The sequence below is a fragment of the Candidatus Endomicrobiellum pyrsonymphae genome, from assembly GCF_020328025.1.
GTDB lineage: Bacteria > Elusimicrobiota > Endomicrobiia > Endomicrobiales > Endomicrobiaceae > Endomicrobiellum > Endomicrobiellum pyrsonymphae.
The window spans coordinates 1-8,729 of the sequence record NZ_JAIXMZ010000052.1; the positions used below are offsets into that span (position 1 = coordinate 1).

At 36.1% G+C, this 8,729-nt stretch carries 7 protein-coding genes; 1 reads left to right on the top strand and 6 read right to left on the bottom strand.

Going from position 1 to position 8,729, the window contains the following annotated elements; genetic code table 11:
• Positions 1-77: 77 nt before the first annotated feature.
• From LE180_RS05085 to LE180_RS05105, 5 genes are all read right to left on the bottom strand, one after another.
• Positions 78-473: a hypothetical protein gene (locus LE180_RS05085; RefSeq protein WP_374134377.1), complete on the bottom strand. Its 396-nt coding sequence runs from the start codon at positions 471-473 to the stop codon at positions 78-80.
• A 74-nt stretch (positions 474-547) separates the two neighbouring features.
• A complete protein-coding gene (locus LE180_RS05090; RefSeq protein ID WP_374134378.1) occupies positions 548-712 on the bottom strand; it encodes a hypothetical protein in 165 nt (54 codons plus the stop codon).
• A 64-nt stretch (positions 713-776) separates the two neighbouring features.
• On the bottom strand, positions 777-2,876 hold the full coding sequence (locus tag LE180_RS05095) for a glutamine synthetase III (RefSeq protein WP_374134379.1): 2,100 nt from the start codon (positions 2,874-2,876) through the stop codon (positions 777-779).
• A gap of 449 nt (positions 2,877-3,325) precedes the next feature.
• On the bottom strand, positions 3,326-4,639 hold the full coding sequence (locus LE180_RS05100) for a sodium-dependent transporter (protein WP_374134380.1): 1,314 nt from the start codon (positions 4,637-4,639) through the stop codon (positions 3,326-3,328).
• A 261-nt stretch (positions 4,640-4,900) separates the two neighbouring features.
• Entirely contained in the window at positions 4,901-5,638 is a 738-nt protein-coding gene (locus LE180_RS05105) for an NAD-dependent deacetylase (RefSeq protein WP_374134381.1), read from the bottom strand.
• A 79-nt stretch (positions 5,639-5,717) separates the two neighbouring features.
• Here LE180_RS05105 and LE180_RS05110 point away from each other — a divergent pair, with 79 nt between their 5' ends.
• Positions 5,718-6,962: a U32 family peptidase gene (locus LE180_RS05110; protein ID WP_374134382.1), complete on the top strand. Its 1,245-nt coding sequence runs from the start codon at positions 5,718-5,720 to the stop codon at positions 6,960-6,962.
• Here the strand turns inward: LE180_RS05110 and LE180_RS05115 are convergent.
• Positions 6,959-8,365: an ABC-F family ATP-binding cassette domain-containing protein gene (locus LE180_RS05115; protein ID WP_374134383.1), complete on the bottom strand. Its 1,407-nt coding sequence runs from the start codon at positions 8,363-8,365 to the stop codon at positions 6,959-6,961. The genes LE180_RS05110 and LE180_RS05115 overlap by 4 nt on opposite strands.
• Positions 8,366-8,729 lie beyond the last annotated feature (364 nt).

Genomic DNA, 8,729 nt, shown 5'->3' on the forward strand with positions numbered 1-8,729 from the left:
CTTTGCTATCGTTTTCGCTTCCACCACTTCTTATCACGTTTGCCAAATACCCACTGGTTTTTATTTTTACAACACGTTTAATAAATTGAGCCAACACTGCTTCTTTTTGTTCCGCCAGTGGCAAGATTAGGATCTTTATAAATCAATTTTAGATCTTTCTTATCATCTTGGTCTTTCTTAGTCGGGTCTTTCTTAGTCTTAGYKGGATCGTCCTCAGGTGTTGGTGGTGGTGTTTTCTTAGTCTTAGTTGGGTCGTCCTCAGGCGGTGGTGCTGTATTATTACCGTTATCCTCACCACTACATGTATCATTATCACTACTACCATCACATGTACCATCACTAGTAGCCCAAGCTGTATTTGTACCTACAGCGAACACCAAAAGACTAAAGCACAATAAAACTCTAAGAAAAAAACCAAATCTTAACTTTTGAATCTTGTTTGGCAAACTTTGCAACAATTTACTTTTTAACATTTTGCTTTATTCTCCGATCATCCGGTATCTGAGAGACGCTAAACAGCCAAGACATTTTCTTGGAGCGTTGTTTGTTAACGCGATACCGCCTCATGCCTCACCACACTATCAAAATTATTGCCTTTAGTCAAGCGCCATATTAAGTGTTTTACTTTTGTAGATATTTCGCTACGCTCAATATTGCTCACCGCAATCATTGAAACATGGCATATCATTAAAACATCAACAAAACAGAACATGCTTTTATTATCACTTTAAAGTTCGGCAATATATACTTCCCACCCCCCTATTCTTACTTTTTAATTAAAACGCATTAAGTAACTTCTGATAGCTTGCCATTGGCCAAAATTCATCCGAGACAACGTCTTCAGCTTCATCAACTTTTGATCTTAAGTTTGCTAAAATTTCTACTCCTTCAGATGCAAATTTATCAGATGTTGTGGAAAGATTGCCATGTTTTGCAGAAATGAACTCACCTAACTCAAAACAATATTTTCTTATATCTTCGTACAGCTTAACAAGCGCTTCAATATCTTTTGTAAATACTTCTGATTTTATATTGAGCTTGCTCAAGTTTTTACTTGTTTTTGCCAATACATTTATCTGCTTAAGAACTGCCGGCAAAATCAAACTATCAACAACTTTTACAGCATACTTGTACTCAATTTCTTTTGTTTTTATGTAACTTTCGAGCTTTATTTCAATTTTGGCCTCGAGTTCTCTTTCGTTTAATATATTGAAATCTGAAAAAGCTTTGATTACATCTTTATTAAGAAAAAGCTTTAACGCTTCTGGAGTATTTCTTGCGTTGGGAAGACCTCTATTTGCAGCCTCTTTATGCCATTCTTCCGAGTACCCGTTTTTCTCAAATCTTATGTCTCTTGTCTCTGAGATTATTTCTTTTACTACCTCTAAAGCTTTCTTTTTTACATCAGCATCGCCTTTCTTTGCTTTAATCCTCTTATATATTTCATCAAAACCATAAGCTACGATAAAATTTAACGCTGTCCCGACTTCGGAAGGATTTGCCGACGAGCCCATCGCTCTAAACTCAAACTTGTTTCCTGTAAAAGCAACAGGTGATGTTCTATTTCTGTCTGAATAATCTTTACTGATCTTTGGAAGATTTTGTACTCCCAATGTGATTTCATTTACTTCCTTTTCATTAATTACGCTTGCTTTCTCTATAGAGTTTAACAGATCGTTTATATATTCGCCAAGATAAACAGACATAATCGCCGGAGGCGCTTCATTTGCGCCAAGTCTATGATCGTTGCCCGCATCCGCGACGCTTGCTCTTAAAATTCCGCCGAACTTTTTTACGCCAAATAACACTGCGCTGACAGCCAAAAGAAATGATATATTCTTAATAGGCGATTTTGAAGGTTCAAAATAATTTGCACCGGTATTATCGCCAATAGACCAATTGAAATGCTTCCCTGAACCGTTTACGCCAGCGAATGGTTTTTCGTGCAAAACAACAACCATGTTATGTTTATCTGCGACTTTTCTTAAAATTTCCATTGTCTGTAAGTTGTTGTCTATTGCCAAATTTGCTTCTTGATAGAGAGGCGCAAGCTCGAATTGATTAGGAGCAACTTCATTATGTCTTGTTTTTACAGGAATGCCCTTACGATAAAGTTCGTGATCGACATCTTCCATAAATTCCAAAATGTTTTCTTTAATATGTCCAAAGTAATGATCTTCCATCTGCTGCCCTTTTGCAGGCTTATTGCCAAACAAAGTTCTTCCAGTAACTGTTATGTCTGGTCTTGCGGCTACCAAATCTTTTGAGAGAAGGAAATACTCTTGTTCGATACCCGCAAAAACTTTTGTCCGTTTTGCATTCTTATTGCCGAGAAGTTTCTGAAGACTTATTACCTTTTCATTTAAAATCGTAAGAGATCTAAGCAAAGGTGTTTTAAGATCTAATACTTCGCCCGTCCAAGAAAGGAAAACTGAAGGAACAACTAAAGTTTTTGTTTTCCCGGCTTCAATAAGAAACACAGGAGAAGTCGGATCCCATGCGGTATATCCCCTTGCTTCAAACGTTGATCTTATCCCACCTGACGGGAAAGAAGATGCATCCGGTTCAGATTGCACAAGCTGCGAGGCTGAGAATCTTTCTATTATTTCCCCACCATCGCCATAATCTATAAACGAATCGTGTTTTTGCGCAGTACCGCCTCTTTGAGGCTGAAACCAATGTGTAAAATGCGTTGCGCCGTTTTCAAGCGCCCATTCTTTCATAGCATGAGCAACTTCGCTTGCTATTGACTGATCTAAAGGTTCCAAATTATCGATTGTTGCCACTAGTTTTTTGTAAATGCTTTTACTTAAATGTTGTTCCATTACTTTTTTTGTAAATACTAATTCACCATAATAATCGTGTACTGATTTCATAAGACCTCCTGTTTAACAAAATTATAGGATACTAGGCTAAAAATTGTGTAGCTCAACAATTTACATCACCTGCACGTTGTGTTAATTCAATCATTTTGGTTGCCAAATGTCAAATTATATAGAATTTATAAAAAATGAGCAGATAATGTCTATGATTTTACATTTTTCGATTTTTGTAAAGCAAAAAACAATATAAAAGAAGAGCTGCCTAACAAGGCAACTCTTCTTTTTGTTGAACAATCTTTGCGCTACGTTTAATTGAATACACACCCGCTGGAAGTTTCTACTCCCCGCGGACCACAACGACCGGCTACAGACGCTTTTACAACTGCACTACAAACAAGGATACAACAAAACAAACATACTAATGCTAAACGCTTCATGTTTATACTCGCCTACTTGGTTTTTTTGCAACCACATCGCAAATTACTGCCACTTACATTTTAGGCTTATTTTAAACGCAAAACATAAATTAAAATTATAATACCGCAGAAAATATAACGTCCAGTCGGTATCACCCATTTCCCGATAGGCTTTGAATGTCCGCTCTGAATTTCTTCTGTAACGAGACGCTTTGGGATAATCCAAAAAACAAATATGCCACTGCCTAAAGCGCACAGTGGTATAAGATGAAGCGAAAGTATATCTATAGTGCCCCTAATGTTACCTACCACAAACCATTTGCACGACAACACTGTTGCTATCGAAACAAGAACCACTGCAAACCAACGGGTCATTTTAAACTTATTCTGCAATGCTTCAACTACAACCTCAAACATGCCTATAAGGGAAGTAAGTGCCGCGAAAAACACTGCGATAAAAAAAAGCAACATGAGGACTTGTCCTAAAGGAATACCTTTAAAGATTTCAGGCATTGTTATAAACAGAAAAGCCTCGCCTCTACTAAGATCCTTGCCGAACGCAAACACTGCCGGTATAATCAGCATAGACGCAAACAGAGATGCAATTGTGTCTAAAACAACAATATGTTTTGCGGAAGAAATTATATCTTCAGATTTCTTTGCATAAGAACCATACACAACCATAGTAGATCCTCTAATCGATAAAGAGTAAAACACCTGCCCTAATGCAGCCATCCAAGTTCTTGCGTCAAACAAATACTCCCAACGAGGCGTAAAAAGATATTTATAGCCCGCCACCGCCCCCGGAAGAAAAGCGACTCTTATTGCCAATACAAGAAGAAGAAGAAGAACTGCTGGTATCATAAATTTACAGCATTTCTCTATACCCTTTTCAATTCCTTTCAGTATGGTAACAGCTCCTATAGCAGTACTGATAGCGACCCACAATATTATTTGGGTTGTGCTTATTGTATTAAAATACTGAAGACTGCCAGTATTGCTAAAAGCCGACCCCGTACAAGCGCCAATGACAAACTTAACAACCCAAGATACAACAAGTATATACCCTATAGCTTGTATCAAGGCGACCAAAGTACATACCCAACCAAAGCCTGCGCCAAAACCTCTTCCGATGTTACCTTTCATTCCACCTAACTCTGCAGCTTTTTGAAAAGCGCCTATAGGACCTGAACTTGTAATCCTACCCACAGTCATTTCGCCCACAATCGCAATAACACCAATAAGAGCCAAACAAAAAATGTAAGGAATTATAAATGCTGCGCCGCCAAGTTCTCCTACACGGTAAGGGAACAACCAAATATTTCCCAATCCTATAGCCGATCCCGCGGCGGCAAAAATCAATCCCCACTTCGACGAAAAAGAGTCTTTAATACCGCTCATCTTGCCATTTCTCCAATATCTTTACTTTTGCCCCAAAAAAACAAGGGGACTGAGACTAGCTTACAATTTTCTTAGCGCCTTTGTTGTTTTTCTCCATGCACAAAAAAAGGCAACACGTATATTATAGTATTTTTTTACTTTTTTATCAATTAAAACACAAACATCACGCTCAAAAACGCAAAGACAACATTGTTAGCGTAAACACACTTTAACTGCACAAGAGATTTATTGTTATAACATAATTGCTCAAAAGTGATTGTATCATAAAATATACAATATATCAATCAATTTCTGCATTGCTTCTCCGGCTTTCATTGGAATGAATATATCTGTGAGCTCATTTGTAAACGCAGATGGTTTTGGATTAATTTCAATGATGACTGCATTGTTACGTTTGGCATAATATGGCAATGAAGCAGCCGGATATACAACTCCTGTGGAACCGATGATTACAACAAGATCGCATTTTGAAACGGCCTTTATGGACATATTCATGTCATATTTCGGCAACATTTCGCCAAAAAATACAAAATCAGGTTTTAATACAGTGTTGCATACTTTGCAGCGCGGCGCTGCTGTTAAATCAAAATCTGTTACAGGATAGTTTCTGCCATCATTATTGCAATGCAGTTGAGATGCATTTCCGTGTAATTTATATACTATTTTACTTCCTGCTTTTTCATGAAGATCGTCAATGTTTTGTGTAATTATAGCTTTAAGATATCCTTCTTTTTCAAGTTTGGCAAGAACTATATGCGCCGCATTCGGTTTGGCTTTAAACATAGCTTCATAAAATCCGTCGCAAAGCATGTTCCATGCTTCTTTTGTGTGTTGCGTAAAATAATTTATTTCAAAAAGTTTTTCTTCATATTTATTCCAAATACCGTTTTCTCCGCGAAACGGGGCAATACCGCTTTCAACTGAAATGCCGGCCCCTGTAAAAGCAACGATATATTTTGATTGCTTTAACGCTTCAACTGCTTTTTCTATAGATTTCATAGACGGTTCCTTTTGATACATCACAAGTTATTATATGAAATTTAAAAGTAGTTTTACTATTTTGCTATAATTGGCGAGCATGAAAAAACCTGAGCTTTTGTTGCCTGCGGGGACTCTTTCCGGATTAAAAACAGCTTTCCTTTATGGAGCGGACGCTGTTTATGCAGGCGCTCCTGAAATGTCGCTAAGAACAAAATCAAAATTCCCTTTAGAAGAAATGGAAAACGGTATTTCTTTTGCCCATAATCTTGGCAAAAAAGTATATTTAACGCTTAATTTATTTTCACACAATAAAGATATTGCGCGCCTTGAGAATTTTGCAAAAACAATTAAAGTATTAAATCCTGACGGCATAATTATTTCTGATCCGGGGATATTTCAATATGCAAAAAAGGAACTTCCTCAAATTCCTATACACATCTCAACGCAAGCAAATGTTTGTTCGTGGCTTACTGTCGATTTTTGGAAAAATTTAGGAGCTTCGTTATGCGTTCTTGGAAGAGAAGTAAGTTTTAGCGAAACCTCAGAAATAAGAGAAAAATGTAAAGATATAAGACTTGAAGTTTTTATACACGGAGCAATGTGCATAAGTTATTCCGGCAGATGTTTAATGTCCGCGTTTATGGCTTCGCGTAGCGCAAATCAAGGAGCGTGCGCACACTCTTGCAGATGGAAATACAAAAGCAAACTGCTTCTAAAAGAAGAATTGAGACCGGACGAATATTGGGAAATGGAAGAAGACGATAACGGATCATACATTTTAAATTCTAAAGATTTATGTCTTATGCCACAATTGGATAAACTTATCAGTATCGGCATAGATTCTTTTAAAATAGAAGGAAGAAACAAGAGCGAATATTACGTTGCTCAGACAGCAAGAACATATCGTAAAGCAATTGACGATTATTTTAGTAATTCTAATAACTGGCGACCTGATAAATATATGCAAGAGTTAATAACGCTGCAAAACCGCGGATATACTTTAGGGTTTTTTAACGGTATTCCCGGACAAGAATCTCAAGGATATGTTGATACAGCAAGTAAAAGTAATTACAGAAATGCCGGCGTTGTAAGAGATAATGCCGACGGAATGCTTACAATAGAATTAAGACACAAGCTAAAAAGAGGCAATGAGATAGAAATATTGTCGCCGTTTAAATTTGAACCTGTAAAAATTGTTTTAAATGAAATTTATAATAAAGACAACAACCGTCTTGTTGAAGAACTTGCTCCCGGTAAAATTCATCAATCCGTAAAAATCCCTATCGCCAGTGATATTTCAATTTTTCCAGAAGATACCGTGGTAAGAATAAGAATAATTTAACATACGGAGTAATAATGCGTAATTCCGATGTCTTCCAAAAATGCAATATCGTGAGATATTATTATCATTGCTCCCGGGTATTCCTTTAATACTTGAGCGACATGTTCTTTTGTTTCCAAATCAATGTTGTTTGTAATCTCGTCCATAAGCAATAGTTTTGGCGTTTGTAATGCAATTTTTGCAAGCGAAAGTCTTGATTGTTCTCCTCCTGATAAAACGGATATACGTTTGTTTACATCTTCATTTTTTCTAAATAAAAAATCATTTAAAAAATCTCTTATCTGAGCGTGAGTTTTTTCATGCGCTAAATCTGTAAGCGTTTCTAAAACAGTTTTTGAAGAATCTAAAGAACTGTAATTTTGATCTAAATAACCAATATCTTCAATACGCGGTAAATTCCAAATCCCTGTTTTTATAATTTGAGAATCGTTTAAAATTGCTTTGAGCAAAGTCGTCTTCCCAGAGCCGTTATCGCCTGTTATTGCTAGATGTTCGCTTCCCGAAACCGAGATATTTATATTCCTTAAAATTATTTTATCTTGATATCCAACTTGTCCTCCACTTACATAAACAATTGTTTTTGAGCCTGTATCTTTTGCCGTTAAAGAAAAACTTGGTTTTATTATTTCAGGAATTCTTAAGTTTGAAAGGTGTTCATTTAGGGAAGCTCTTCTATCTGAAATTGCCTTTTGTTTTTTCCCTGCAGTTTTTTTTGCAGAACTTTCTTTCAGATCGCCTACGGCTGGAAGCCATCTTTTTTGTTCAACAAACTTTTCGCCTCTTTGTTTGCTTTTTTTTGCGCGTTGCTGCTCTTTCATCAATGCTTTGTGAGTTTCTTTCTTTTCTTTCGCAAGCAAGTCAAGCTCTTCTTCAATACTCTGACGTTTTTGAGAAATTGTTTGTCGACAATCATCATATTTTCCGTTAAAAATATTTATTGTTCCGTTATCTATATGCCATATTATGTTAATAGAATTTCTTAAAAGTTCAACGTCGTGAGATACAACTATCAACGTCCCTTTATAAAAACTTAGCATCTTCATTAACGCCTTGCGGTTTTTTAAATCTAAATGATTTGTCGGTTCGTCTAAAAGTAAAACATCAGGGCAATTTGCAAAAGCAACGCTCAGGACCTTGTTAAATTTTTCTCCGCCACTCAAATTTTTGTATTCATAAATTAATTGAGGCACATAGCCGAAAACAATATCTTTATTGTTTTTTATGTAGCCATCAGATGCAGCTAAATCACCTTTAATAATTTTAAGTAAAGACGATTTACCTGTTCCGTTATTGCCTATAATTGCTGTATGGGATGCGGGCTGTATTTGCGTCGAAAAATCTTCAAAACAAATTTTATTTTGAAAAGATAAGCTAAGTTTATTTATAAAAATGGGTTTTCGCATATTAAGATATATTTGCCTCTGCACAAAATTATAGCAAAAGTTGTAGATGATTTGCCAAAAGCTTTTTAATTTGGTGTAATAGTTGTAGCTTGGTTTGTCGAAAGCTCTTTTGATTTGATTATAGTTGACATCTCTGTAGATGCAAAACAAAGAACAAGGTTTGATGTAATTACATATAGTTATAGCTTGATTTGTTAAAAGCTCTTTGATTTTGTATAATAGTTGTAGCTGACTTGCAAAAAGTTTTTTGATTTGGTACAGTTGACTTCCTGTGGATGCAAAACAAAAGACAAGGTTTGATGTAATTGCACATAGTTATAGCTTGATCTGTCAAAAGCTCTTTGATTTTGTATAATAGTTGTGT

What these genes read in the sequence shown, in the direction of transcription:
- LE180_RS05090 (WP_374134378.1), bottom strand. Translation starts at nt 712, where the DNA reads ATGTTCTGTTTTGTTGATGTTTTAATGATATGCCATGTTTCAATGATT.
- LE180_RS05095 (WP_374134379.1), bottom strand. Translation starts at nt 2,876, where the DNA reads ATGAAATCAGTACACGATTATTATGGTGAATTAGTATTTACAAAAAAA.
- LE180_RS05100 (WP_374134380.1), bottom strand. Translation starts at nt 4,639, where the DNA reads ATGAGCGGTATTAAAGACTCTTTTTCGTCGAAGTGGGGATTGATTTTT.
- LE180_RS05105 (WP_374134381.1), bottom strand. Translation starts at nt 5,638, where the DNA reads ATGAAATCTATAGAAAAAGCAGTTGAAGCGTTAAAGCAATCAAAATAT.
- LE180_RS05110 (WP_374134382.1), top strand. Translation starts at nt 5,718, where the DNA reads ATGAAAAAACCTGAGCTTTTGTTGCCTGCGGGGACTCTTTCCGGATTA.
- LE180_RS05115 (WP_374134383.1), bottom strand. Translation starts at nt 8,365, where the DNA reads ATGCGAAAACCCATTTTTATAAATAAACTTAGCTTATCTTTTCAAAAT.